The sequence below is a fragment of the Nocardioides sp. SLBN-35 genome, assembly GCF_006715725.1.
Lineage (GTDB): Bacteria > Actinomycetota > Actinomycetes > Propionibacteriales > Nocardioidaceae > Nocardioides.
The window spans coordinates 36338-61872 of record NZ_VFNU01000001.1 but is presented as its reverse complement, the minus strand read 5'-3'; the positions used below and the strand labels follow the sequence as shown (position 1 = coordinate 61872).

Below are 25535 nucleotides of genomic sequence, written 5' to 3'. Positions count from 1 at the left end.
CCGCCCGGTCCCGACGTGCAACGCAGGTCCTCTGGAATGGGGTCATGACGCAGACCCACTGCCCGTACTGCAGCCTGCAGTGCGGCATGCAGATCTCCCGGGTCCCGACAGGCTCGGCCGGCAGAGGCCGCGGCATCGAGATCGCTGCCTGGGAGGAGTTCCCGGTCAACGAGGGCGCGTTGTGCCGCAAGGGCTGGACCGCGGGCGGGCTGCGCGGCAGCCGGGAGCGGCTCACCTCGCCGCTGGTGCGCGACCGTGCGAGCGGTGAGCTGCGCGCCGCCGGGTGGGACGAGGCGCTCGACCTGGTCGCGTCCAGGCTGCGCGCTCTCCAGGACGCCCACGGCAGGGACGCGGTCGCCGTCTTCGGCGGTGGCGGTCTGACCAACGAGAAGGCCTACCAGCTGGGCAAGTTCGCCCGGGTCGCCCTCGGCACCAGCCAGATCGACTACAACGGCCGCTGGTGCATGAGCTCGGCGGCCAGCGCCGGCAACCAGGCCTTCGGCGTGGACCGCGGCCTGCCCTTCCCGCTCGCCGACATCGAGCAGGCCGACGTGGTCGTCCTCGTCGGCTCGAACCTCGCCGAGACGATGCCGCCGGCCGCGCGCCACCTCGACCGGCTGCGCGAGAACGGGGGGCGGGTCGTCGTCATCGACCCGCGCCTCACCCCGACCGGCGAGCGCGCCGACCTCTTCCTCCAACCGGTGCCCGGCACCGACCTCGCCCTCGCCCTCGGTGTGCTGCACCTGCTCGACGCGCAGGGTGCCGTGGACGAGGCCTACGTGGCGGAGCGGACCACCGGCTTCGACGACGTACGACGCGCCGCCGCCGCGTGGTGGCCCGAGCGCGTCGAGCGGACCACCGGCATCGCCACCGACGAGCTGCGCGCCCTCGTCACGCTGCTCGCCGGTGCCGACCGGGTGATGGTGCTGACCGCCCGCGGTGCCGAGCAGCACGCCCAGGGGACCGCCACCGTGCTCGGCTGGATCGACGTCGCCCTCGCGCTGGGCATGCCCGGGAAGCCGTACGCCGGCTACGGCTGCCTCACCGGCCAGGGCAACGGCCAGGGCGGGCGCGAGCACGGGCAGAAGGCCGACCAGCTGCCCGGGTACCGGATGATCGACGACCCCGCTGCCCGGGCCCACGTCGCGCAGGTGTGGGGCGTCCCCCCGGAGTCCCTGCCCGGCAAGGGACGCTCGGCGTACGAGCTCCTCTCGGCGCTGGGCACCGACGACGGTCCGAAGGCGCTGCTCGTGCACGCCTCCAACATCGTGGTCAGCGCACCCAACGCCACCTCGATCACCCGCCGGCTGGAGGCGCTCGACCTCCTCGTGGTCTGCGACATCGTCATGTCGGAGACCGCCGCGCTCGCCGACGTCGTCCTCCCCGTCACGCAGTGGGCCGAGGAGACCGGCACGATGACCAACCTCGAGGGACGGGTGATCCTGCGCCAGCAGGCGATCGCCCCGCCCAAGGGGGCGCGCAGCGACCTGGACGTGATCGCCGCCCTCGCGTCCCGACTGGGCTCTCCGGTCGAGTTCGAGACCGAGCCCGAGGCGATCTTCGAGGAGCTCGGGCGTGCGTCCGCAGGTGGGAAGGCCGACTACGCGGGCATCTCGTACGAGCGCATCGTCCGTGAGAAGGGGGTGTTCTGGCCGTGCCCGGCACCCGAGCACCCCGGGACCCCGCGGATGTTCGCCGACGGGTTCCCCACCCCCGACGGCCGGGCCCGCTTCGTCGTGCCGGAGTACGTCGGCCCCGCGGAGGCGCCCGATCCGTCGTACCCGTTGCACCTGACGACCGGGCGCGTGCTCGCGCAGTACCAGTCCGGCGCGCAGACCCGGCGGATCCGCGAGCTCACCGACGACGGCGCGTTCGTCGAGCTGCACCCGATGCTGGCAGACCGGATCGGCGCGGTCGAGGGGCAGCCGGTTCTCGTCCGCACCCGCCGCGGCGAGATGAAGGCGCCCGCCCGGATCGTCACCACCATCCGGCCGGACACGGTCTTCGTGCCGTTCCACTGGGTCGGTGCCAACCGGCTCACCAACGACGCGCTGGACCCGTCGAGCCGGATGCCTGAGTTCAAGGTGTGTGCGGCGGAGGTACTGGTCTGAGCGCGGGGTGGGCGGCCTGCAGCTCTGCCCATCGCCAGCGAGCGACCAGCACCGCCGCCTCGCGCGCCACGTCGACGGTCATCTTCGACGCGCCGGCGACCCGCTCGGTGAACGTGATGGGGTGCTCGACGACGCGTAGGCCGCGACGCTCGGCGCGCCAGGTGTTCTCGACCTGGAAGCCGTAGCCGTTGGACTCCGTGCGCAGCACGTCGCAGCGCAGCAGAGCGCCCACCCGCCAGGCCCGGAAGCCCGAGGTCGCGTCGCGGGTGCGCAGCCGCAGGGTGCGCCGGGCATAGGTGTTGGCGCCCAGGGACAGCAGCCGTCGGCGTGCCGGCCAGCCCTCGGCGCCGCCGCCGGGGACGTAGCGCGACCCGACGACGAGGTCGTGGTCGGCGAGCAGGGCCAGCATCGCGGGGATCTCCTCGACGGGGTGCGAGCCGTCGGCGTCGAGCTGGATCACGGCGTGGTAGCCGTCGTCGACGGCGTAGGAGAAACCCGCGCGGTACGCCGCCCCGAGGCCGTCCTTGGCGAGCCGGGTGACCAGGTGCACCCAGTCGCCGTGCCCGGGGTGGGCGCGCACCAGGTCGCCGGTGCCGTCGGGGCTGCTGTCGTCGACGACGAGGACGTCGAGGTGCGGCGCGCCCGGGCCGGAGCGCACGGCCGACAGCCGGTCGAGCAGCGGGAGGATCGTCGCCGCCTCGTCGTACGTCGGCACGACGGCGACGCAGCGCAAGGACGCGGGCGCGGGCAGGAAGGTGCTCATCGTCGGCTCCAGACGTGCAGGTCGCCGAACGACGCCTGCTCGGTGTAGTGGTGTTCGAACCAGGTCTGCAGCTCTGCAGGGGCGGTGATCCCCCATCCGGAGATGCTGCGGCCGGACACGACGACCCAGCGCGGTGCGTCGGCACCGGCCAGCACGGCCTGCAGGTCGCGCAACTGAGGGTCGCGGACCCGGGCGGGCAGGCTCCACAGGTACTGGTAGGGGCTGTCGAGGCCGGCGGCGGCGACGATGTCGGGGCGCCCGAAGGCCACCACGACGCCGTCGCCGGGATCGCTGTGGGTGCGCAGGTAGTCGGCCACCTCGGCGTCGCGGCCGATCGCGTCGTCGACGGGTACGGCGAGCTCGTGGCTCCACGCGCCGAGGGTGCCGAGCACGGTGAGGCCGAGGCACGTGGCGAGCGCCCAGCGTCGCCAGCCGGTCGGCCGGACCAGGCTGGCGAGCAGCACCACGCCGGGGATCAGGCCGGTCAGGTAGTGCAGCCAGTAGCTGCCGCCGGCGGCCACGCCGACCAGCTCCCAGGCCACCATGGCGAGCGCGGCGACGCGCAGGGGTGCGGACCGGGGGCCGCGCCGCCAGGCGGTGCGGGCGGCGAGGAAGCCGGTCACGGCCAGGGTCAGCGCGGCCCCGCTGGCGAGGAAGGCCAGCAGGACGGCGAAGAAGCGTTGCGAGGTGGCCGGCGACGCGGAGGACCGGATCACCGCCGAGGCCTCGACCCGGAAGGTCACCACGGCGTCCCAGAGCTCGGCCGGGGAGGTCCCGAGCCCGGCCGAGCTCGTGACGACGACCGCGAGCACCGCGGCGGCCCCACCGGCGAAGGCCGCCGTCCGCCGCCGCAGGTGCGGGACCCGCCCCCTCGAGAGTGGCAGCAGCACGACGGCGAGCACGAAGACGTCGACCATGTTCTGCTTGACCAGCGCGGCGGACGCGGCCGCCGCTCCGGCCCCTGTCGCCAGCAGCAGCGCCCGCCGGTCCGCCTCGCCGGTCAGCGAGGTGACGAGGGCGAGGACACCCAGCAGCACGAAGGGGACCGCCAGCACCTCGCCATCGGTCTCCGGCATCCCCAGCAGCGGGCTGGCGAGGAGCGCCGCCGCGAGCACCGGCGCCAGGTGAGCGGTCCAGTGCGAGTTCCGGGGCGCCACCCGCGCCGCCAGCATGCCCGCCAACAGCACCGTGGCCGCGCTGGCCACCGCCCCCAGCAGCTTCACCCCCGGCGCGATCAACCCGTCGGGGTGCAGGGTCTCGGGACCGAGGTCGGCGAGCTGGAACAGCCACATCAGGAGCGGTGGCCGGTCGACCCAGTAGTCGCCGTACAGCGAGCCGCCCGGCGACCACTGCCGCGCCAGCATGAGGAAACCGGCCTCGTCCGAGGCCAGCGGTACCCACAGGAACGGAAGCCATGCGAGGAACGCGACCGCACCGGCGACGTACGTCGTCGGGGTGGGCCGAGTGCGGCGCGGGGTGGGCTTCAGCACGTCATCGACGCTAGGTCGGGGTCCATGAAGGGACAATGAAGCCGTGATGCCGTGCGGTCGGTGAGGCCGTGAGGACTCGTTGACATCGGCGTGCAACACGAGCACATGACCGCGAAACCTCGGTGTCCTTCGATGGTCACATGACCAGCCGACCGCACCCCGACCCGCCGCGACCGCGGCTCGTCGTGGTCGGTTCCGGCATGGCCGCGACCCGGCTCGTCGAGGAGCTGGTCGCCCGCGGCGCGCCCGCGCGGATGGAGATCACGGTCCTCGGCGACGAGGACACCGCGCCCTACAACCGGATCCTGCTCTCCGCCGTCCTTGAGGGCAGCCACCGGCCGGAGGCGCTGACCCTGCGCGACCCCGCCTGGTACGCCGACAACGGCGTCGACCTGCGTCTGGGTGCCCGCGTCCTCGGCGTCGACCGGGAGCGCAAGGACGTCATGCTCGTCGACGGCACCCTGGTGGAGTACGACGTCCTGGTGCTCGCCACCGGCAGCATCCCGTCGCTGCCGCCGATCCGCGGCCTGGTCCGGATGGACGGCTCGCTGCACGAGGCGGTGCACGCGTTCCGCTCGCTGGCCGACTGCCGGCGCCTGCTCTCCGCGCTGCCCTACAGCCGCCGCGCCGTCGTCGTCGGTGGCGGCCTGCTCGGCCTCCAGGTCGCCCGCGCACTCGGCGTGCGCGGCATCGAGACCGAGGTGGTCGAGGGCGCCGACCACCTGCTCCACCAGCAGCTGAGCGCCCCGGCCGCCAGGATCCTGGCCCGCGACCTGAAGAAGCTCGGCGTCGCCGTCTACACCGGCGCCCGCGCGGTCCGCCTCGTCGAGGGCGCCACCGGACCTGCGCTGCGCCTCGACAACGGCTTCACCCTCGACACCGACCTCGTCGTGCTCACCGCCGGCGGCCGGCCCTCGACGGCCCTGGCGCGAGGTGCGGGGCTCGAGGTCCGTCGCGGCATCGTCGTCGACGACCGGCTCGCCAGCGTCACCGATCCCTCGGTCCACGCGCTCGGCGACTGCGTCGAGCACGACGGCCGCACGACCGGGTTCGTCCCGCCCGCCTGGGAGCAGGCCGGCATCCTCGCCGGGCTGCTGTGCGACGAGCAGGTGTTGTACGACGGCGCCCGGATCGTCGCGCGGCTGCGGGCCACCGACCTGGACGTCGCCGTGCTCGGCGACGCCGAGGCCGAGCTCGCCGCCGGCGGCGAGGTGGTCGAGGTCGCCAACCCCGTCTCGGGGTCGCACCGCCGTCTGGTCGTCCGCGACGGCCGGATCGTGGCCGCCACCCTCGTCGGCGACCTGTCCCGGGTCGGCCTGATCACCCAGCACTTCGACCGGCAGACCGTCCTCGGGCCCCACGAGCCCGGCGACCTCCTCCTGCCCGAGCGCACGCCCGGGAGCACGAGGACCGTCGTCCTGCCCGACGACGCCGAGGTGTGCGCCTGTGCCGGCGTCACCGCCGGCCGGATCCGCGCCTGCTCCTCGCTCGAGCAGGTCCGCGGCACCACCCGCGCGACCACCGGATGCGGTGGCTGCGCCAGCACCGTCCGACAGCTGCTCAGCAGCCGCCCCGACAACGCCGTCCTCGTCACGAAAGGCTCATGAGACATGAACCAGCGCAAGCAACTGGTGGTCGTCGGCCACGGCATGGTCGGCCACCGTTTCGTGCAGGCGGCGATCGAGCGCGGACTCACCGAGACCCACGACATCACCATCCTCGGCGAGGAGCCGCGCCCGGCGTACGACCGCGTCGCCCTCACCTCCTTCTTCGAGCGCGGCGCGGAGGCGCTGTCCTTCCTCCCCGGCGGTGCGTACGACGACCCGCGGGTCTCCCTGCGCCTGGGCGCCGAGGTCGTGGCGATCTCCCCGCGGCAGCGGGTGATCACGCTCGCGGACGGCAAGGACCTGCACTACGACGAGCTGGTGCTCGCGACCGGTGCGTTCCCGTTCGTGCCGCCGGTGCCGGGCAAGGACCTCAAGAACGTCTTCGTCTACCGCACCATCGAGGACCTCGAGGCGATCCGCGCGGCATCGAGGAAGGCGAAGGTCGGCGCGGTCATCGGCGGTGGCCTGCTCGGCCTGGAGGCTGCCAACGCGCTGCACCAGCTGGGCCTGGAGACCCACGTCGTCGAGCTCGCGCCGCGGCTGATGGCCGTGCAGATCGACGACGCCGCAGGCTCCACGCTCAACCGCCACATCGAGACCCTCGGCCTGACCGTGCACACCGGTGCGATGACCGAGGCCGTGCTCGGCAAGGACAAGGTCACCGGCCTCGCGCTCAAGGACCGCAACCCGCTCGACGTCGACCTCGTCGTCTTCTCGGCCGGCATCCGGCCCCGCGACGCGCTGGCCCGGGCCGCCGACCTCGACATCGCCGAGCGCGGCGGTGTCCTGGTCGACGAGCACTGCCGCACCAGCGACGAGCACATCTGGGCGATCGGCGAGTGCGCCGCCCCCGGCGGCCGCATGTACGGCCTGGTCGCGCCGGGCTACACGATGGCCGAGGTCGTCGTCGACGCGCTGCTCGGTGGCGAGGCCGGCGCCTTCACCGGCGCCGACATGTCGACCAAGCTCAAGCTGCTCGGCGTCGACGTCGCGTCCTTCGGAGACGCGTTCGCGACCGACGAGGACGCCCTCGAGGTCGTGTACGCCGACGCGGTGGCCGGCATCTACAAGAAGCTCGTCGTCAAGGAGCTCGCGAGCGGCGGCTACGAGCTGCTGGGCGGCATCCTGGTCGGCGACGCGTCGTCGTACGGCGTGCTGCGGCCGCTCGTCGGCTCCGGCATCGAGCTGCCCGACAACCCCGAGGACCTGATCCTCCCGGCGGCCCGCGGAGGTGGGGTTTCGACAGGCTCAACCACCGACATGCTGCCCGACGACGCGCAGGTCTGCTCGTGCAACAACGTCACCAAGGCCGAGATCGTGGCGGCGGTGTCCGAGGGCGGCACCTGCGACAGCCCGTCCTGCGTGACCGCCTGCACCAAGGCCGGCTCCACCTGCGGCTCGTGCAAGACCGTCGTGAAGAAGATCGTCGAGGACCACTTCGCGTCCGTCGGCAAGGTCGTCGACAAGTCGCTGTGCGAGCACTTCGCGATGACCCGCCAGGAGCTGTTCGAGGTCGTCGCGGTGCACGGCTACAACCGGTTCGACGACATCATCGAGGGCCACGGCCGCGGCCGCGGCTGTGACATCTGCAAGCCGGCCGTCGCCTCCATCCTCGCCAGCCTGCTCAACCACCACGTCCTCGACGGCGCCAACGCGACCCTGCAGGACACGAACGACGCGTACCTCGCCAACCTGCAGAAGAACGGCACCTACTCGGTCGTCCCCCGCATCCCCGGCGGCGAGATCACCCCCGACAAGCTGATCGTGATCGGCGAGGTGGCCCGCGACTACGGCCTCTACACGAAGATCACCGGCGGCCAGCGCATCGACCTGTTCGGTGCCCGGATGGAGGACCTGCCGGCGATCTGGCAGCGGCTGGTCGACGCGGGCATGGAGTCCGGCCACGCCTACGGGAAGTCGCTGCGGACCGTGAAGTCGTGCGTCGGCTCGACCTGGTGCCGCTACGGCGTGCAGGACTCCGTCGGTCTCGCGATCGAGCTCGAGCTGCGCTACCGCGGCCTGCGCTCGCCCCACAAGCTCAAGGGTGGCGTGTCCGGCTGCGCCCGCGAGTGCGCCGAGGCCCGCGGCAAGGACTTCGGCGTGATCGCCACCGAGAAGGGCTGGAACCTCTACGTCGGCGGCAACGGCGGCGCCGTCCCCGCGCACGCGCAGCTGCTCGCCGGAGACCTGTCCCGCGAGGAGCTGATCCGCTACCTCGACCGGTTCCTCATGTACTACATCCGCACCGCCGACCGGCTCCAGCGCACGGCCACCTGGGTCGACGAGATCGGCGGCCTGGAGCGGGTCCGCGAGGTCGTGGTCGACGACGCGCTCGGGCTCGCCGCCGAGCTGGAGAGCAGCATGGAGCGCCACGTCGACTCCTACTTCGACGAGTGGCGGGCCACCATCGAGGACCCTGAGAAGCTCAGCCGCTTCGTGTCCTTCGTCAACGCCCCCGGCATGCCCGAGCCCGCGGTCGCCTTCCAGGAGGAGGCGCGCACCGCGACGCCCACGCTCACCCTCGGCACCGCCGTGTGCCGCCTCGACCAGGTGCAGCGCGAGTCCGGCGTGGTCGCGCTCGTCGGCGGCGAGGAGGTCGCCGTCTTCCGGACGTACGACGACGAGGTGTTCGCCCTCGCCAACCTCGACCCGTTCGGGCAGGCGTCCGTGCTCTCGCGCGGCATCGTCGGCACCACGACCCGCGGCGACGACGAGGTGCCGTTCGTCGCGAGCCCGCTGCTCAAGCAGCGCTTCGACCTGCGGACCGGGGTCTGCCTCGACGACCCGGCGGTCGTCGTACCGCGCTGGGACGTCCGTGTCGTCGACGGCATGGTGGTCGTCGGCGCGCGGCACGAGACAATCGATTCGTGAGCGACCAGCCCCTGTCCGGTTTCAGGATCGGCGTGACCGCGGCGCGACGTGCGGAGGAGCAGGTCGCGCTGCTCGAGCGGCGCGGCGCGAGCGTAGTGCACGCGCCCGCCCTGTCCGTCGACCCCAACCGCATCGACGAGACCGCGCTGCTCGCCGCGACCAAGCAGGTGCTCGACCAGCCCGTCGACATCTTCGTCGCCACGACCGGCATCGGCCTGAAATCCTGGTTCGGGGCGGCGGAGCGGTGGGGCCTGCTGGCCGACCTGACCGAGCACCTGGGCGGTGCCGAGATCCTGGCCCGCGGCCCCAAGAGCGTCGGTGCGCTGCGCAGGTTCGGTCTGCGCGAGCTGTGGTCGCCGGAGTCGGAGGAGTTCGAGGACGTCCTCGCCCACCTGCGCGGCCGCGACCTGTCCGGCCTGCGGATCGTCGTCCAGGAGCACGGTCAGTCGCTGTCCATGGCCGCCCACGCACTGCGGCGCCTCGGCGCCGAGGTCACCACGGTCGCCGTCTACCGGGTCGAGGGTGCCGCCGATCCCGAGCCGATGTTCGGGCTGATCGAGGACATCGCCGAGCGCCGGGTCGACGCGGTCACCTTCACCGCGGCCCCCGCGATCGCCGCGATGATGGAGGCCGCGGTCTCGACCGGGCACCGCGACGAGGTCGTCAGCGCGTTCCAGGCCGACGTGATCGCCGCCTGCGTGGGGCCGGTCACGGCCGCCGCCTTCGAGATGTGGGGCGTGCCGTCGATCTACCCCGAGCGCTCCCGTCTCGCCGCGATGGTCAAGCAGCTCGAGGTCGAGCTGCCTTCGCGCGCCGGCGGCACCAGCCTCGACGTCGCCGGCCACACGCTGCTCCTGCACGGCGACACCGTGCTCCTCGACGGGGTCGAGGTGAAGCTCTCGCCCGCGCCGTACGCCGTCCTCCAGGCGCTGCTCGTCAACCCCGGCACCGTCGTCTCCCGCCGTGACCTGCTGGCCGCGCTGCCCTCGGGCACCGCCGGCTCCGAGCACGCCGTCGAGATGGCGGTCGCCCGGCTGCGCGCCGCGCTCGGCACCCGCTGCGTCCAGACCGTCGTGAAGCGCGGCTACCGCCTGGCGGTCGCCCCGTGACGCCGCACCTGGTCACCGTCGCCCACGGCACCCGCACCGCCGCCGGCAACGAGGTCGCCCGCGCCCTGACCTCTGCCGCCGCCGAACGTCTCGGATGGGCCGCGACGACGTCGTACGTCGAGCTGTGCGCGCCGCTGCTCGCCGACGTCGTCGCGGTCGTCGACATCCCGGCCGTGGCGGTGCCGCTGCTGCTGTCGACCGGCTACCACCTGCGCCAGGACCTGCCGGCCGTGCTCGCCGACGTCGACCGGGAGGTCCGACTCGGGCGCTCTCTCGGCCCCGACCGGCTGCTCGCCGCCGCCCAGGTCGACCGTCTCCGCGCCGCCGGAGCCACCCCCGGCCAGCCCGTCGTCCTGGTCGCCGCGGGCTCCACCGACCCCGCCGCGTCCGCCGACCTCGACGCCGCCACCCACCTGCTCGCCCACGCCTGGGGCGCGCCGGTCCGCCTCGCCACGCTCTCCGGACGCGGCCCCCGGCCCGACGAGGTCGTGTGCCCGGGGGACGCCGTGTCGCCGTACCTCCTCGCCACGGGGCACTTCCACCGCAAGGCCCGCCGTGACGCCCTCGCCGCCGGTGCGGGTGTCGTCGCCGATGTGATCGGGCCGCACCCGCTGGTCGTCGACCTGCTCGTCGAGCGGGCGCTCGCACTGGCGCCGCTGGAGGGCCGGGTCTCCGCCTGAGTCGGATCAGTCGTCGAACGTGAGCCGGACCACCGTGCGCTGACGCTCGCCCGCGGCACTCACCGTGATGCCGGCTGCATCGAGCGGCGCCAGGTCGGCACGGGACAGCTGGCCCGCGGCGAGCTGCTCGACCCAGTCACCGCGGTCGAAGTCGATGTAGGTGATGGTCAGCGCATCCCCGGCGTCAGGCACGACCTTCGCGAACCGGTCGCTGCCGCTCAGCGCCCCCTTCGCCTTCGCGACCTCCTCGACGAAGGCCCGGTCGGCGCCGATGACCACGGCGTCGCCGGACCGCGCGGACGGGAGCGGGTCCTTGCCGCCCAGGGCGGTGCGGACCTTCGACAGCGCGGCCTCGACCTTCGCCGCGTCGCCGGTGATCCGGACCGCGACGGGGAAGTCGTCGCTGGTGCCCTCGAAGTCGAAGGCGTCCTCGAAGCCGGGCCCGGCGATCACGGCGAGGCCGTCGCCGCCGAGGTCCTCCAGCTCCTTCGCGGTCAGGCCGGTGGACTTCTCGAAGTCGGCCAGCAGCTGCTTCGGCTCCGCGCCGAAGGACAGGGGGCCGTGGGTGATCGCCCGCTCCGCCCAGCCGTCGCTGAAGCCACCGCCGAAGGCGAGGGCGGCGGTGTCCGGCAGGGCCGAGATCCCAGCCAGGGCATCGTTGCCGTCGTACCGCTCCGGGTCGCCGGAGACGATCGGGTCGGCCACGACCTCCAGCTCCAGGGCGCCGTCGTCGAAGCGCGCGACACCGCCGAGGCCGGTGAAGTCCTCCAACCGGCGCCGTACGTCGTCCGGGATCGGGACGGAGAAGTCGCCCATCATCTCGTCCTCGTCGATCTCGGGCAGCCCGTCCTCGGACATCACACCGCCTGTCCCCGACTGGTCGGCGTACAGCTCGTCCATCTCCTTCATGAGCTGGTCCTGCTCGGCGGGGGAGAGCTCGTCGAACCGGTCCATCCGCTTCCACAGCCGCCGTTCCTCGGGCGACATCTCCGCCATGAAGTCATCCTCGGCCCCAGCCCCGTAGCTGTGGATGGTCGAGAGGCTGAGCAACGTGTCCACCGGGTCCACCGAGAGGCCGGACGGCGAGCTGATGAGCATGGAGAGGTACGGGTGGTCCTCGACCGCGTCGAGCAGTGCCTGTCCTGCCTCGGGGGCGGCGTAGAGCGTGACGACGCCGGCATCGCCGGCAGCCGAGGTCAGCTCCTGGAAGTCGGCGTCCTCGCCGAGCTGGGTGCGACGGCCGTCCGCGACCACCTTCCGGGCGACCTCGTCGGTGCGCGCGAGCACCGCCCAGCCGTCGCCGAGCGTGTACCCGACCTCGTCCCCACAGCTCGCCAGCAGGTCGTCGAGTCCGGCCCGCGCCGCGTCCGGGTCACTGACCTGGACCACCGCGACCACCTCCGGCTCCGGGCCGGCCGACGGCACCACCGCCAGCCCGGCGCGGTCGCCCACCCAGGCCGCCAGGTCGTCGTACCCGATGTGGCAGCCCCTCTCGGCGGTCACCTGGTCGAGCAGCGAGCGCCGCAGGTCGTCCTGGTCGGTGATGCCGAGGTGCTCGGCCAGGCGGGGGAACCTCTTCAGCGCCTGGTAGGCCTCGATCTTCTGGCCACCCGGCGGGTCGAGGTCGATGCCGACGTACGCGAGCGTGTCGCCCGGCAGCGCCTGCGCGGCCTGCGGTCCCTGGGCCATCCAGCCCTGCCAGGCCCACCCGCCCGCTCCGATCGCCGCTACTGCCCCAACGACGCCGGCGATCGCGGCCGCGCGGCGCTTCCGGCCGTTGCTGGTCGGGCTCGACGGGCTGGGTGGCCTGGATGGGGAGAGCTCGGTCATGGGAGGACCGTAAGCGGCCGCGCGGAGTTCCGAGGAGGGTTCTACGGAAGTCGGGACCCGGTCGGCTACGGTCGAGGCATGTCAGAGACCTGGGAAGGTGTTGTGGTCAAGAAGTCCCGCGGCCTGTACGACGGCGCGAACATGTACCGCCGCCTGAAGGTCCGCACCACCGGTGGATCGATCGTGAAGGCCCGGGTCGACCGCCGGCTCTGGGAGGCCGTCGCCGTCGGTGACGCCGTACGCCGGGCCGAGGACGGGTCGATCAGCCGACGGGACTGACCGTCCCGACGAAGCGGACCAGGCCGGCGAGCTCGGGGACCTCGCCCGCCTCGTCCAGCGTGGTGCGCAGGACCTCGTCGTGCACGGGGCGCGCCTTCTTCAGCAGCGCCCGGCCGGCGGGCGTGAGCTCGGTGTAGATCCCGCGCCGGTCGTCGGCGCAGAGGATCCGCGTGAGCAGGCCGCGGTTCTCGAGGCGCGTCACCAGCCGGGTCGTGGCGGACGCGGACAACGCGGCCGCGCGGGCCAGCTGCTGCATCCGCATGTGCCAGCCGTCCTGGCGGCTCAGCGCGTCGAGCACGGTGAACTCGACGACCGAGAGGTCGTGGTCGCGCTGCAGCGCCTTCTCCAGGGCGGCCTCGATCAGCCCGTGCAGCGCGGCGAGCGTGCGCCAGCCCTGGGTGCGGATCTCGACGGCGTCGTCGGCGATGCCCATGGTGTTCCTCCTGTCGACACCGCCAGCATACCTGAGTTGCGCGGATAGTGCGCGTGTGCAACTATCAATACGACGCGTGTGCAACTAATGCACACGCCGACTATCGTCACACGCACCCAGGAAGACACATGCCTGTCGCACTTCTCGCCCTCGCCATCGGCGGGTTCGGTATCGGCCTCACCGAGTTCGTGATCATGGGCCTGCTGCCCGAGGTCGCGGACGACTTCGCCGTCTCCGAGACCACCGCCGGCTACCTCATCTCCGGCTACGCCCTCAGCGTCGCCGTCGGCGCCATCGCGCTGACCCTCGCCCTCACCCGGGTGCCGCGCAAGACCGCCCTGCTCGGCCTGATGGTCCTGTTCATCCTCGGCAACCTGATCTCCGCCGTCGCTCCGTCGTACGGCGTGATGATGACCGGCCGCGTCGTCGCGGCCCTGTGCCACGGCGCCTTCTTCGGCATCGGCTCGGTCGTGGCCGCCGGGCTCGTCGCCGCCGACCGCAGGGCGAGCGCGATCGCGTTCATGTTCGGCGGGCTCACCCTCGCCAACGTCCTCGGCGTCCCGCTCGGCACCTTCCTCGGCCAGGCCGCCGGCTGGCGCTCCACCTTCTGGGCGATCACCGTCATCGGCGTCCTCGCGTTCATCGGCATCGCCGCCCTGGTCCCCGCCGCCCGCGGGACCGACGCCGCCCGGATGTCCGGCACGACGAGCGCCCGCACCGAGCTGGCCGCCTTCCGCAGCCCCCAGGTGTGGTTGTCGATCGCGGTCACCGTCCTCGGGTACGGCGGCATGTTCGGCGGCTTCACCTACATCGCGTTCACCCTCACCGAGGTGACCGGCTTCGCCGCCGGCGCGGTGCCGTGGCTGCTCGTCCTGTTCGGCGTCGGCCTGTTCGTCGGCAACGTGGCGGGCGGCCGTGCCGCCGACCGCAACCTGGTCCGCACTCTGCTGGTCGTGCTCGCCGCGCTCACCGTCGTGCTCGCCGCCTTCGCGCTCACCGCCGGCAGCAAGCCGCTGACGATCGTCGCGCTGCTGCTCATGGGCGGCGTCGGGTTCGCCACCGTCCCCGGCCTGCAGATGCGCGTGATGCACTACGCCAGCAGCGCGCCCACCCTCGCCTCCGGCGCCAACATCGCCGCCTTCAACGTCGGCAACGCCCTCGGTGCCTGGCTCGGTGGGGTCACCCTCGCCGCCGGCCTCGGCTACACCTCGCCGCTGTGGGCCGGCGCCGCCATCACCGTGGTCGGCCTGGTCGTGCTCGCGGTCGCCGCGAAGGCGCCCGGCGGCGAGCTCCACCCGGCTGTCGCCGTACCGACCCCGGCTGCTGTCGCGGCTTGAGATCCCCACCACCCGAGGAGAGACCATGTCCATCCCCACCATCACCCTCAACAACGGCGTCGTCATGCCCCAGGCGGCTTCGGTGTCTTCCAGGTGCCGAACGACGAGACCGAGGCTGCCGTGAGCAGCGCCCTCGAGGCCGGGTACCGCAGCATCGACACCGCCTCGATCTACGGCAACGAGGACCCGCTCAAACCGTTCGATCGAACGGTTTGAGCGGGACCGGGCGCCGAAATGTCCCCCAAACCGTTCGATCGAACGGATTGGGGGACTAGCGACCGAGCGACTCCGGTGTGTGCAGCCGGACGAGGAACCGGCGGGCGTGCGCCGGCTCCCGGTCGGCGGTCGCCAGCGAGACGCTCACCATCACGAGCACCGCGACCGGCACACTCCACGCGGCGGGCTGGGCCAGCAGGGCGCCGGTCCAGCCGCCGGGGGCGTAGCCGGCGAGGGTAGCGATCGCCGCGCCGCCGGCGCCGAGGCCGCCCGCCGCGAGTCCCGCGAGCGCCCCGGCGTCGGTCAGCCGCCGCCACCAGATGCCCAGCACCAGCAGCGGGCAGAAGGTCGATGCGGCCACCGCGAACGCCAGGCCCACCGACTGGGCGACGCCGACGTTGCGGACCAGGAGTGCCGCCAGCACGGGCACCACGACGGCCACCATCGCCGCGAGCCGGAACGCTGCGACGCCCCGCTGCTCGTTGACCATGCGACTGGTGACGTCCTGGGTGAGCACGCCGGACACGGCGATCGCCAGGCCCGAGGACGTCGACAGGAAGGCCGCGAACGCGCCCGCCGTGACCAGCCCGGTCAGCACGTCGCCGCCGACGCCGTCGAGCATCGCCCGCGGCAGCTCCAGCACGAGGACGTCCGAGCGGCCCTCGGCGACCAGCCCCTCGCCGTACACATGGCCCAGCCCGGCGTACACCGGGGGCAGGAGGTAGAACAGCCCCAGCAGCGCGAGCACCGCGACCGTCGTACGACGCGCGGCCCGGCCGTCGGGGTTCGTGTAGAACCGCACGACCACGTGGGGCAGGCCCATGGTGCCGAGGAAGAGCCCGGCGATGAGGGAGTACGTCGTGTAGAGGCCGACCCCACCGTCGCCCGCGACCGGGTTCGACCAGTCACCGCCACCGCCACCGCCACCGACGCCGGCGGGACGGCCGTCGCCCCACCAGACCGCGACCAGCACGGCGGCGGGGACGAGGAGCGCGGTGAGCTTGAGCCAGTACTGGAAGGCCTGGACGAAGGTCACCGACCGCATCCCGCCCGACGTCACGTTGGCCAGCACGATCCCGGCGACGACGAGGGACCCCGCCCACTCGGGGGCGCCGATCGCCGAGCGCAGCGTGATGCCCGCACCCTCGAACTGGGGGATCATGTAGAGCCAGCCGATGCCGACGACGAGCAGCGAGCAGGCGGCCCGCACGGTGCGCGATCCCAGCCGGGCCTCGGCGAAGTCGGGCAGCGTGTAGGCGCCGGATCGCCGCAGCGGCGCGGCGACCAGGACGAGCAGCACGAGGTAGCCGGCGGTCCAGCCGACGGGGTACCAGAGCATGTCGGCGCCGCCCACGAGCAGCAGCCCGGCGATGCCGAGGAAGGACGCGGCGGAGAGGTACTCGCCGCCGATCGCGCTCGCGTTCAGGCCGGGCCGCACGGTGCGGGAGGCGACGAAGAAGTCGCTGGTGGTGCGGGAGAAGCGCAGGCCCCAGGTGCCGATCGCCAGGGTCGCCAGGGTGACCAGCACGACCGCGACCAGCCCGGGTACGTCGGCGCGCTCCATCAGGTGCCGTCCTCGTCCGGGTCCGGGTCGCTCACCAGGTCGGCGAAGACCCGCTCGTTGCGCTCCGCGCTGCGCACGTAGCGCCAGGCGAGCAGCAGCAGGAACGGGTGCACGAGCACGCCGAGCAGCAGCCAGGGCAGCGGGATCCCGAGCAGCTCGATGCCGGAGAGGGACGGCCACAGGTGGAACGCGAGCGGCAGCACGCCGAGGCTCACCCCGAGCAGCAGGAGCAGCCGCACGGCCAGGCCGACCTGGGCGCGCAGCAGGGAGCGGAGGTAGACGTCACCGAGCGCGGTCTGCTCGTGCACGTCCCCGAGCCGGCTCGCCGCCCGCCCGGCCGGTGTGTGCCGCGGTGGGCCGGTGACCCGCACCCGCTCATTCACGGTGGCCGCTCATCTCAGCCTCCCGCGCGGGCCCGGCGGACCAGGACGTCGCGCAGTGCCCGGGTGTGGCGCCGGCTGACGGGGAGCTCGGTGCCGCCGTCCGCGCTGCCGACCACGACGGTCGTGCGGCCGGCTTCGCTGCGCACCTCGGTCACGTGCGCGAGCGCGACCAGCAGGGAGCGGTGGATCCGGTGGAACCCGGCCTCGGCCCAGTCCTCCTCGAGCGTCGTGAGCGGCACCCGGACCAGGTAGTTGTCGCCAGCTGCGGTGTGCAGCCGGGCGTAGTCGCCCTGCGCCTCCACGTGGGTGATGTCGCCGCGGTCCACGAACCGGGTGACGCCGCCCCGCTCGACCGCGATCTGGGCGTCCGTCGCCGGCGGGGCCGGGGAGGTGCCGCCGAGGACGCGTCGTACGGCTTCGGCCAGGCGCTCGGGCCGCACCGGCTTGAGGACGTAGTCGACGGCGTGCAGGTCGAAGGCGTCGACCGCGTGCTGCTCGTGGGCGGTCACGAACACCACCGGCGGCGGCTGCTTGAACCGGCCGAGCACCTCCGCCAGCTCGAGCCCGGTCAGGCCGGGCATCTGGATGTCGAGGAAGACGCAGTCGACCTCGCGCTCGCGCAGGATCCGCAGCCCGTCGGTCGCGGACTGGCAGGCGATCACCTCGCCGACCCGGTCGTCGGCGTCGAGGAGGTAGGTCAGCTCGTCGAGCGCCGGGCGCTCGTCGTCGACGACGAGGACGCGCAGGCCGGTCATGGTGCTCATGCCGTGACCCCCGGCGCGAACTTCGGCACCCGCACGATCACCTTGGTCCCGGCCCCCGGAGCGGTCTCCACGACCAGACCGTAGTCGTCGCCGAAGCTCGCGCGCAGCCTCGCGTCCACGTTCCCGAGGCCCACCGAGTCGAGCTCGGTGTCGCCGGCGAGAGCGCGGCGTACCTTCTCCGGGTCCTCGCCGACCCCGTTGTCCTCGACCTCGAGCACCGCCTCGTGCCCGCGGTCGTGGGCCACGATCGACAGGTGCCCGGTCTGGTCGACGCTCTCGAGGCCGTGGCGCACGGCGTTCTCGACGAGGGGCTGGATGCAGAGGAACGGTACGACGACCGGCAGCACCTCGGGCGCGATGTTGAGCGTCACCTGCAGCCGGTCGCCGAAGCGCGCCTGCTCGAGGAGGAGGTAGCGCTCGATGGAGCGGAGCTCCTCGGCCAGGGTCGTGTACTCGCCATGGCGACGGAACGAGTAGCGCGTGAAGTCGGCGAACTCCAGCAACAGCTCGCGGGCCCGGTCGGGGTCGGTGCGCACGAAGCTCGCGATCGCGTTGAGCGAGTTGTAGACGAAGTGCGGGCTGATCTGGGCGCGTAGCGCGCGGACCTCGGCCTCGATCAGCCGGTTGCGGTGGGCGTCGAGCTCGGCGAGCTCGAGCTGTCCCGAGACCCACTCGGCGACCTCCTCGGTCGCGCGGACCAGGCCGGCCGTCGGAGTCGGCGCGAACGCCTGCACGGTCCCGAGCACCCGGCCCTCCACCACCAGCGGGCTCACCACGCCGGTGCGGACCGGGCAGCCGCCGACCGAGCAGCCGAGCTGGTCGCGATCGACCGTGCGGGTGCTGCCCTTCTCGATCGCCAGCAGCCCCACGACCGCCGCCTGGTCGAGGTGGTGGTCGCCCACCCCGTCCCACGCGAGGACGGCCTCCGTGTCGGAGATCGCCAGGGCCGGCGTACCGAGCAGCGCCCGCAGGTGCCGGATCGCCCGCTCCGCACTGGCCGTCGTCAGGCCCTCGCGCAGCGCGGGCGAGGCCAGGGAGGCCTGGTGCAGCGCCCGGAACGCCGCCCGGTCGGCATCGCTGCCGAGATGGTCGCGCCGCCAGAATCGTCCGCCCCGCACACCACCATCGTGCCGCACGGGCGCGTTGGTCAGCGGAAGTCGATGAGCAGCATGCCCGAGTCGTCGTCGGCCGGCGGCTCGACGGCCGGGGCCAGGGCGACCGGGACGGTGTCCTCGCCGACGAGCTCCTCCGGTGCAGCCTCGACGGCAGGCTCCGCAGCCGGCGTACCGCTGGCAGGGGTGGGCTCCTGCCGGATCGTCTTGGGCTGGATCCCGACCACCGCGCGGAAGCACTCGGTGACCCAGGGCAGCTGCATGCCGTCCATGCCGCGGCCGAAGTCGTCGTAGAACGCCAGCACCTCGCCGACCTTCGCGTCCTGGCCGGCGCGGTCGAGGGCGGCGATGTCCGGCAGCGAGCGCGCGAGGTCCTGCACCGACGAGCGGTCGATGACCTGCCAGTGCTTGACGGCCGTCTCGTCGGCCGGCCCGAAGTACGGCGACGAGTCGATCGCCTCGCCCACCCCCGCGCCGGTCGCGTGGTGCCCGATCAGGTTGCCGAGCCGCTTGACCCACGGGATCCGCTCGTCGCGGACATTGCGCACGACCGCGAACGTGCCGCCGCGCTTGAGCACGCGCGCGATCTCCGGCAGCGCCTTGTCGGCGTCGAACCAGGCGTCGGCGTCCGCCGCGATCACCAGGTCGTACGTCGCGTCCGCCGCCGGGATGTCCTCGGCCGAGGTCTGCGAGACGCGCAGCTCGGGCAGCCGGGTCCCGAGCCGGTCGAGCATCCGCGGGTCCGGGTCGGTCGCGTGCACGTCGTGGCCGAGCGCGACGAGGTGCTCGGTGAGCTTCCCCGTCCCGGCACCCAGCTCCAGCACCGACAGCGGCTGCTCGCCGGCCAGCCACGCCACCGCCGCGCGCGGGTAGCCGGGGCGGCCGCGGTCGTAGGCCTCGGCCACACTGCCGAAGCAGAGGCCCGGTGCGTCGGGGGTGGAGTCGGTAGCCATCGGGGCGAGCGTACGGCCGTCGGGGCTCCGCATGGCGGAGGCACGCTGCTGCTCGCCCTGGTGGCGGACAGCGCGTGGCGAAGCAGTCGCCGAGGTCGAGCTCGGCCCTGGGAAGACGTCGATGAGCCGGTCGAGGTCATTCGTCGCTCGGCGTCAGCCGCTCTTAGGCTGCCCCGGTGACCACCGACCCCCACGCCTGGCTGATCTCCCTCGAAGGCGTCCCGTCCGGCTTCGCCGGCGCCCGCGACGGCATCGACGTGGTGCTGCGTGACCGCGGCCTGCGCCGGACCAGCCCCGAGCTGACCGCAGAGTCGCTGCTGCGCGGCGCGCACGCCAGTGCCGTCCTCGAGGGCTCGGGCTCGACGCTGGCCGAGGTGCGCGCCGGTGCGGGCGACGAGATCGCCGCGGACGCCGTACGCCTGGCCACCGAGCTGCTCTCCCTCGTCCCCGTCCTGCGTCGCCAGCCGCTGCAGGCGCTGGCCCGGATGCACACCGTCGCGGCCCGCGGCACCCTGCCCGACGAGCTGCTCGGGCGCCCGCGCGACGGGGAGTCCGCCTCGCGGCTGCGTGGCATCGCCGAGCTGATCACCGCCCCGACCGAGGCGCCGGCACTCGCCGTCGCGGCGGTCGTCCACGCCGAGCTGGTCACCGCCGCGCCGTTCGGCTCCCACAACGGGATCGTGGCGCGCGCGACCGAGCGGCTCGTCGCGGCCGCCCGCGGAGTCGACGAGAAGTCGCTCGTCGTCCCCGAGGCCGCGCACCTCGCCCTGCGTCCCGAGTACGAGTCCAACCTGCGCGGCTGGGCCAGCGGCGGCCAGGCCGGCATGCACTCCTGGCTGCTGTACGCCGTCGAGGCCTGGTCGGCCGCCGCCGAGGCCAGCCCGCTGGTGCGCGACGCGGAGTAGCCCAAAAGCAGGTGGCACCCGAGCCATCGAGTGTCTCGGGTGCCACCGCTGACACGTGAACCTTGGTTACCAGGCGTGCACCATCAACAACTGCCCCGGAAGTCTTCCGGATGCAAGCGCCCAATTCAGAAGGGTAGATCGCCGCGTGGGTACCTGGATCACGTGTTGCTCTTGAGTTCTTGGTGTCCTTTGTACGCCGCTGCCGGGACACCTTCAAGGGTTGTCTTTTGGCCGGGGACGGGGAACGCTGGCCGGTTGGGGGCAGGCCCCGGTCCAGCGGCGGTCAGGCGCTGAGCGTGCGGCGCCGGGTGCCGATCCACACCGCCGCACCGACCGCGACAACACCGCCGACCGCGAGCGCCGCCAGCGTCGGCTTCGGTGGCGGCAGGTGCAGCCGCGACTGCAGCGCGACCGGGCGCGTGAAGACGAGGACCGGCCAGCCGCGGGACGCCGCGATCTTGCGCAGCTCCTTGTCCGGGTTGACGGCGTGCGGGTGCCCGACCGCCTCCAGCATGGGTACGTCGGTCACCGAGTCGGAGTAGCCGTAGCTGTTCTCCAGGTCGTACCCGACGCTCTGCGCCAGGTCCCGGATCGCGTTCGCCTTCTCCTCCGCGTACGCGTAGTACTCGATCTCGCCCGTGTAGCGCCCGTCCTCGACCTTGAGCCGGGTCGCGACGACGCGGTCCGCGTTGAGGAGCGCGCCGATCGGCTCGACGACCTCGCTGCCGGACGTCGAGACGATGACCACGTCCCGGCCCGCGGCGTGGTGCTCGTCGATGAGCCGGACCGCTTCGTCGTACACGAGGGGGTCGACGATGTTGTGCAGCGTGTCCGCCACGATCTCTCGGACCGTCGCCACGTCCCAGCCGGCCGTCAGCTGCGACATGAACTGCCGCATCTTCTCGACCTGGTCGTGGTCGGCTCCGCCGACCATGAAGACGAACTGGGCGTACGCCGAGCGCAGCACGGCCCGGCGTGAGATGAGCCCGCCGGCCTGGAACGGCTTGCTGAAGGCCAGCACGCTCGACTTGGCGATGATCGTCTTGTCGAGGTCGAAGAACGCGGCGGTGGGCGGCGTACCCGCGGAGGCCATGGCTCCATCGTAGGGAAACGCTGGTCCCGCCTGTTGCAGATGCGACCGCTCGGTGTCCACAACCGCCGTCGGCCAGGGCGTCCTCCACAGCCGGGTGCGGCGCCCGCATGGTCGTGTCGGACGGCGGCGACAACCTCCCCATGACACGCAACCGACCCTTCCCGTCCCCGCACGCCCGCCCCGCGGACGTGCCTCCCCTGGTGGTGACCGCCGATGACGACCTGCTGGCCGAGCTGCTGCCGCTCGCCGCCGCGGCCGACGTGGCCCCGACGATCGCGCGCGACCCGCTGACCGCCCTGGTCACGTGGAGCCGGGCGCCGGTCGTCCTCGTCGGCGCCGACCTCGCGACCGCGATGGTCCGGGCCGCCCCCGAGCCCCGTGCGCGCAGCTATGTCGTCAGCGGACCGCGCCCGCCCGACGAGCTGTTCCGCACGACCCTGGACCTCGGCGCCGAGAACGTCCTCGAGCTGCCCGCGTGCACGGGCTGGCTGGTGGAGCTGCTCGCCGACCTCACCGAGCACCAGCCCGACCGCGCCCGGGTGATCGGGGTGATCGGTGGCACCGGCGGCGCCGGGACGACCACCTTCGCCTGCGCCCTCGGCCAGTGGGCCGCCCGCTCCGGCGACGCGGTCGTCATCGACTGCGACCCGCAGGGCCCTGGGTTGGACCGGATGCTCGGCCTGGAGCGCAGCGACGGCTTCCGCTGGGACGCGCTGTGCCAGACCACCGGACGGCTCTCCGCCCGCTCGTTGCGGGAGGCGCTGCCGCGGCGGGGGAGCCTGGGCGTGCTCTCCTGGTACGTCGACGGGCGCGCCCAGAGCCTGCAGGCGTTCGCCGTGCGGGAGGCCCTGTCCGCCGCGCGCCGCGGGCACCGGGTGGTCGTCGTCGACCTGCCGCGCTCGCCCGACCCGTTGGTCGACGAGGTCGCCGCGCGTTGCGACGAGCTGCTCGTGGTCACGCACGGCAGCGTCGTCGGGGTGGCGGGTGCCGCCCGGATGCGGGCCCGGTTCGCCGGGCACTCCGCACCCGGGGTGGTGCTGCGCGGCGACGCCTTCACGGCCGACGAGGTGGCGCGGGCGGTGGGCCTGCCGGTCCGCACCCAGATGCGGGACCAGCGCGGGCTCGCGGAGGCGGTCGACCTGGGCTTCGGGCCGTTGCGCTCGCTGCGGGGACCCCTCGCCCGGGCGGCTGCCAGGATCCTCGACGACCAGGTCGCCGAGGCGGCGGCATGACCCCGGATGCCGGAGTCCCCGCGCTCGTCGAGGAGGTCCGGGCGCACCTGGCCCGCACGCCCGGCGACCTCAGTCCGCACCGGGTGGCCGAGGCCCTGCGCACGGCGGGGCGGCCGGTCGGCGACGCAACGGTGCTCGCGGTCTACGAGGCCCTGCGCCGCGACGTCATCGGCGCCGGTCCGCTCGAGCCCCTGCTCGCGTTGCCCGGCGTCACCGACGTCCTCGTCAACGGACCCGGTCCGGTCCGGATCGACCGCGGCGACGGGGTGGAGGAGACCGACGTCGTGCTGCCGAGCGAGGAGTCCTGTCGCCGACTGGCCCAGCGGCTGGTCGCGAGCGGGGGCCGGCGGCTCGACGACGCCGCGCCGTGGGCCGACGTACGGCTGCCCGACGGCACGCGCTGCCACGCCCTGCTCGCGCCCCTCGCCCAGCCGGGGACGGCGATCTCGCTGCGGGTCCCGCGCCGTGGCGGGTTCAGCCTGGCCGCGCTGAGGGAGGCCGGAGCGCTGACCGACGCCGGCCTGGAGCTGGTCGGGCGGGTGGTCGAGGCGCGGCTGGCCTTCCTGGTGACGGGCGGGACGGGCGGCGGCAAGACGACCCTGCTGTCGGCCCTGCTCGCCGCCGTCGACCCCGCCGAGCGGATCGTGGTCGTCGAGGACGCCGCCGAGCTCCGCCCCGAGCACCCCCAGGTGGTCGGGCTCGAGGCGCGTCCGGCCAACCTGGAGGGCGCCGGCGCCGTCGTGCTGCGCGACCTGGTGCGCCAGGCGCTGCGGATGCGGCCGGACCGGCTCGTCGTCGGGGAGGTCCGCGACGCAGCGGTCGTCGACCTCCTCGCCGCGATGAACACGGGCCACGAGGGCGGCTGCGGGACGCTGCACGCCAACTCCGCGGCCGACCTACCCGCCCGCATCGAGGCGCTCGCCCTCGGCGCTGGCCTGGCCCGCGAGGCCGCCCACAGCCAGCTCGTCGCGGGCCTCGACGCCGTCCTCCACGTCCGTCGCGACCGGCACTCCGGCCGCCGACGCCTCAGCGAGGTCGCCGTGGTCGTCGGCGGACCCGACGGACTGGCCCGCACCGAGGTCGCGGTCGCCTTCGACGGCGCCGGGACGCCGACCGCGGGCCCCGGCTCGCAGCGGCTCCTCGCCCTCCTCGACGGGAGGGCGTGATGGGCCTGCTCGTGCTCGCCGCGGCCGTCACGGCGGCGCTGCTGCTCGTCGTACCCGCGCCGCTCCGGCTCCTCGGCGCCGAGCCCGCTCCCGGCCGCGGGTCCAGGTCGCCGGCACTGCTGGTCGGCGCGGCCGCCGGGCTGGTGGCCCTGCTGGCCCACGGATCGGTTCCGGGCCTGGTGCTCCCGTTGCTGGGGCTCGCGCTCGCCACCGCGGTCGTGCGGGCGTTCGCGGCCCGGCGCCGGGACCGGGCCGCGAGCGACGTACGCCGCCGCGTCGTCGACCTCTGCGACGGGCTGGGCGCCGAGCTCGCTGCGGGGCAGACGCCCGTCGCCGCGCTCGACCGCGCGGCCGTCGAGTGGCCGCTGGTCGCCCCCATTGCCCGGGCGGCGCGGACCGGCGGGGACGTCGTGGCGGCCTTCCGCTCGCTGGCGACGACGCCGGGTGGCGAGGCGCTGCGGGTGGTCGGCGGCGCGTGGCACGTGTCCCACCGCACCGGCCACGGCCTCGCCGACACCCTCGGACGAGTGGCTGCAGACCTGCGGGCGGGGGAGCGTACCCGCCGGGTCGTGGGCGGCGAGCTCGCGTCGGCGCGGGCGACCGCTCGGCTGCTCGCCGCCCTGCCCGTGCTCGCCCTGCTGATGGGGTCCGGAGCCGGTGCCGACCCGCTGCGGTTCCTGCTCGGCCAACCCGTCGGCCTCGCCTGCCTCGCCGGCGGACTGGCCGCCGGGTACGCCGGACTCGTCTGGATCGAGGCCCTCGCCCGGGACGTCGAGCGCCATGGCTGAGGCCGTCCTGGTCGGCCTGCTCGTCGGGCTGGGCGTGCTCCTCGGCCCGGGCAGGTCCCGGCCGGCCGGAGCCTCGGCTGGAGCCCCGGACGCGTCTGTCGCGGGCCGGGACGGTGGCGAGGGGCTGCTGCGTCGCGGCCGGATCCTCTGGGCGCTCCTGGCGGGCGGCGGTGCGGCGGTCGTCCTCGGTGGCCCGCTGGCCCTGCCGGCCGGCATCGTCGCCGGTGTCGTCGTCGCGATGACCGCGGGCCGGCTCGAGCCGCGTACGGTCCGCCGGCGCCGCGAGGAGGTGCGCCGCGACCTCCCGCACGTCGTCACCCTCCTCGCGGCGGCGCTGCGCTCGGGCCAGGCTCCCGTCGAGGCGATCGAGCTGGTCTGCCGTGCGCTGCCCGGCGCGGCGTCCGAGCGTCTCGCTCCTGTCGCGGCGCGGTTGCGGCTCGGCGGTGACGCCGAGGCGATCTGGGGCCGTCTGGCCGACGACCCCGATCTCGCCCCGCTGGGCCGGGCGCTCGGCCGCGCCCACCGGACCGGGTCCCCGGTGGTCGCCGCGGTCGAGGGACTTGCCGCAGAGCTCGGTGTCCGGGCCCGGGCCGAGGTGGAGGACCGGGCCCGGGCGGTCGGCGTGCGTGCCGCCGTACCCCTCGGCGTGTGCCTGCTGCCGTCGTTCCTGCTCCTGGGCATCGTCCCGCTGGCCGTGTCGCTGGCGGCGGGCATCGTGCGATGAGCCTTGCTCAACCGCCTCATCCGTGCTGTCGGGAGCCATCGGCCGTCCCCAGGCCGGTCACCGGCCGGGCCCTGTCCACAGGCCGGAGCGGGACGGACCGCCAGGGCCGGCCGGGGCGCGCAGTC

22 protein-coding genes and 2 pseudogenes are annotated in these 25535 nt (G+C 73.9%); 14 read left to right on the top strand and 10 right to left on the bottom strand.

Translation table 11 applies throughout. The features are described 5' to 3' along the window. Positions 1–44: 44 nt before the first annotated feature. The gene (locus FBY23_RS00315) at positions 45–2111 is read left to right on the top strand and encodes a molybdopterin oxidoreductase family protein (RefSeq protein WP_141796329.1); all 2067 of its coding nucleotides are present in this window, start codon (positions 45–47) and stop codon (positions 2109–2111) included. Here the strand turns inward: FBY23_RS00315 and FBY23_RS00310 are convergent. Beyond that, positions 2080–2874, bottom strand: a complete 795-nt coding sequence (locus tag FBY23_RS00310; protein ID WP_141796328.1) for a polyprenol monophosphomannose synthase — start codon at positions 2872–2874, stop codon at positions 2080–2082. The two genes, FBY23_RS00315 and FBY23_RS00310, sit on opposite strands and share 32 nt — an antisense overlap. Beyond that, positions 2871–4364 (bottom strand): hypothetical protein, encoded by a 1494-nt coding sequence (locus FBY23_RS00305; protein WP_260805656.1) that lies wholly within the window; start codon positions 4362–4364, stop codon positions 2871–2873. Before FBY23_RS00305 ends, FBY23_RS00310 begins: the two co-directional genes overlap by 4 nt. Positions 4365–4504: 140 nt before the next feature. Here FBY23_RS00305 and FBY23_RS00300 point away from each other — a divergent pair, with 140 nt between their 5' ends. The 5 genes and pseudogenes from FBY23_RS00300 (at position 4505) to FBY23_RS00285 (ending at position 10631) form a co-directional block, all read left to right on the top strand. Beyond that, positions 4505–5971, top strand: a complete 1467-nt coding sequence (locus FBY23_RS00300; protein ID WP_141796327.1) for an FAD-dependent oxidoreductase — start codon at positions 4505–4507, stop codon at positions 5969–5971. Positions 5972–5974: 3 nt separating this feature from the next. Next, positions 5975–8416 (top strand): annotated as a pseudogene (gene nirB / locus FBY23_RS00295) (nitrite reductase large subunit NirB); the annotation flags it as partial. Positions 8417–8431: 15 nt separating this feature from the next. Further along, positions 8432–8842, top strand: coding sequence for a nitrite reductase small subunit NirD (nirD, locus tag FBY23_RS26880; protein ID WP_396954505.1), 411 nt, complete (start codon positions 8432–8434; stop codon positions 8840–8842). Then, positions 8839–9951 (top strand): uroporphyrinogen-III synthase, encoded by a 1113-nt coding sequence (locus tag FBY23_RS00290; protein ID WP_141796325.1) that lies wholly within the window; start codon positions 8839–8841, stop codon positions 9949–9951. The genes nirD and FBY23_RS00290 overlap by 4 nt, the downstream gene beginning before the upstream one ends. Beyond that, positions 9948–10631: a sirohydrochlorin chelatase gene (locus FBY23_RS00285; RefSeq protein ID WP_160158117.1), complete on the top strand. Its 684-nt coding sequence runs from the start codon at positions 9948–9950 to the stop codon at positions 10629–10631. The genes FBY23_RS00290 and FBY23_RS00285 overlap by 4 nt, the downstream gene beginning before the upstream one ends. Positions 10632–10637: 6 nt before the next feature. Here the strand turns inward: FBY23_RS00285 and FBY23_RS00280 are convergent, their stop codons facing one another. Next, entirely contained in the window at positions 10638–12461 is a 1824-nt protein-coding gene (locus FBY23_RS00280) for a hypothetical protein (RefSeq protein WP_141796323.1), read from the bottom strand. 78 nt (positions 12462–12539) lie between these two features. On the opposite strand from FBY23_RS00280, the gene FBY23_RS00275 reads away from it, so the two are divergent. Next, complete coding sequence (locus FBY23_RS00275) at positions 12540–12740, top strand: hypothetical protein (protein WP_141796322.1); 201 nt, start codon at positions 12540–12542, stop codon at positions 12738–12740. On the opposite strand, the gene FBY23_RS00270 is transcribed toward FBY23_RS00275, so the two are convergent. Continuing rightward, positions 12724–13173, bottom strand: coding sequence for a MarR family winged helix-turn-helix transcriptional regulator (locus FBY23_RS00270; RefSeq protein WP_141796321.1), 450 nt, complete (start codon positions 13171–13173; stop codon positions 12724–12726). The genes FBY23_RS00275 and FBY23_RS00270 overlap by 17 nt on opposite strands. A gap of 128 nt (positions 13174–13301) precedes the next feature. On the opposite strand from FBY23_RS00270, the gene FBY23_RS00265 reads away from it, so the two are divergent. Next, entirely contained in the window at positions 13302–14510 is a 1209-nt protein-coding gene (locus FBY23_RS00265) for an MFS transporter (RefSeq protein WP_141796320.1), read from the top strand. A gap of 25 nt (positions 14511–14535) precedes the next feature. After that, positions 14536–14696: pseudogene (locus FBY23_RS00260) on the top strand (aldo/keto reductase); the annotation flags it as partial. 85 nt (positions 14697–14781) lie between these two features. On the opposite strand, the gene FBY23_RS00255 reads toward FBY23_RS00260, so the two are convergent. Genes FBY23_RS00255 through FBY23_RS00235 form a run of 5 tightly spaced genes read right to left on the bottom strand, consistent with a single transcriptional unit; the run spans position 14782 to position 19502 of the window. Continuing rightward, positions 14782–16290 carry a cation acetate symporter gene (locus tag FBY23_RS00255; RefSeq protein WP_141796319.1) on the bottom strand — a complete coding sequence of 503 codons (1509 nt, stop codon included), beginning with the start codon at positions 16288–16290 and terminating at the stop codon, positions 14782–14784. Then, a complete protein-coding gene (locus FBY23_RS00250; RefSeq protein WP_141796318.1) occupies positions 16290–16673 on the bottom strand; it encodes a hypothetical protein in 384 nt (127 codons plus the stop codon). The genes FBY23_RS00255 and FBY23_RS00250 overlap by 1 nt, the downstream gene beginning before the upstream one ends. Before the next feature lie 14 nt (positions 16674–16687). Further along, positions 16688–17437 (bottom strand): LytTR family DNA-binding domain-containing protein, encoded by a 750-nt coding sequence (locus tag FBY23_RS00245; protein WP_260805655.1) that lies wholly within the window; start codon positions 17435–17437, stop codon positions 16688–16690. After that, a complete protein-coding gene (locus FBY23_RS00240; RefSeq protein ID WP_141796317.1) occupies positions 17434–18555 on the bottom strand; it encodes a sensor histidine kinase in 1122 nt (373 codons plus the stop codon). The genes FBY23_RS00245 and FBY23_RS00240 overlap by 4 nt, the downstream gene beginning before the upstream one ends. Positions 18556–18584: 29 nt before the next feature. After that, complete coding sequence (locus FBY23_RS00235; protein ID WP_160158116.1) at positions 18585–19502, bottom strand: class I SAM-dependent methyltransferase; 918 nt, start codon at positions 19500–19502, stop codon at positions 18585–18587. Between the two features lie 176 nt (positions 19503–19678). Between FBY23_RS00235 and FBY23_RS00230 the strand changes: the two genes are divergently transcribed. Continuing rightward, a complete protein-coding gene (locus tag FBY23_RS00230; protein ID WP_141796315.1) occupies positions 19679–20407 on the top strand; it encodes an oxidoreductase in 729 nt (242 codons plus the stop codon). Positions 20408–20690: 283 nt separating this feature from the next. On the opposite strand, the gene FBY23_RS00225 is transcribed toward FBY23_RS00230, so the two are convergent. Then, the gene (locus FBY23_RS00225; RefSeq protein WP_141796314.1) at positions 20691–21500 is read right to left on the bottom strand and encodes an HAD family phosphatase; all 810 of its coding nucleotides are present in this window, start codon (positions 21498–21500) and stop codon (positions 20691–20693) included. A gap of 140 nt (positions 21501–21640) precedes the next feature. Between FBY23_RS00225 and ssd the strand changes: the two genes are divergently transcribed. The 4 genes from ssd to FBY23_RS00205 are packed head-to-tail and all read left to right on the top strand — an operon-like array spanning position 21641 to position 25410. Continuing rightward, positions 21641–22732 carry a septum site-determining protein Ssd gene (ssd, locus tag FBY23_RS00220; protein WP_141796313.1) on the top strand — a complete coding sequence of 364 codons (1092 nt, stop codon included), beginning with the start codon at positions 21641–21643 and terminating at the stop codon, positions 22730–22732. Further along, positions 22729–23898, top strand: coding sequence for a TadA family conjugal transfer-associated ATPase (locus tag FBY23_RS00215; RefSeq protein ID WP_141796312.1), 1170 nt, complete (start codon positions 22729–22731; stop codon positions 23896–23898). Before ssd ends, FBY23_RS00215 begins: the two co-directional genes overlap by 4 nt. Continuing rightward, positions 23898–24686, top strand: a complete 789-nt coding sequence (locus FBY23_RS00210) for a type II secretion system F family protein (RefSeq protein WP_141796311.1) — start codon at positions 23898–23900, stop codon at positions 24684–24686. The genes FBY23_RS00215 and FBY23_RS00210 overlap by 1 nt, the downstream gene beginning before the upstream one ends. After that, positions 24679–25410, top strand: a complete 732-nt coding sequence (locus FBY23_RS00205) for a type II secretion system F family protein (protein ID WP_141796310.1) — start codon at positions 24679–24681, stop codon at positions 25408–25410. Before FBY23_RS00210 ends, FBY23_RS00205 begins: the two co-directional genes overlap by 8 nt. Positions 25411–25535: the final 125 nt, after the last annotated feature.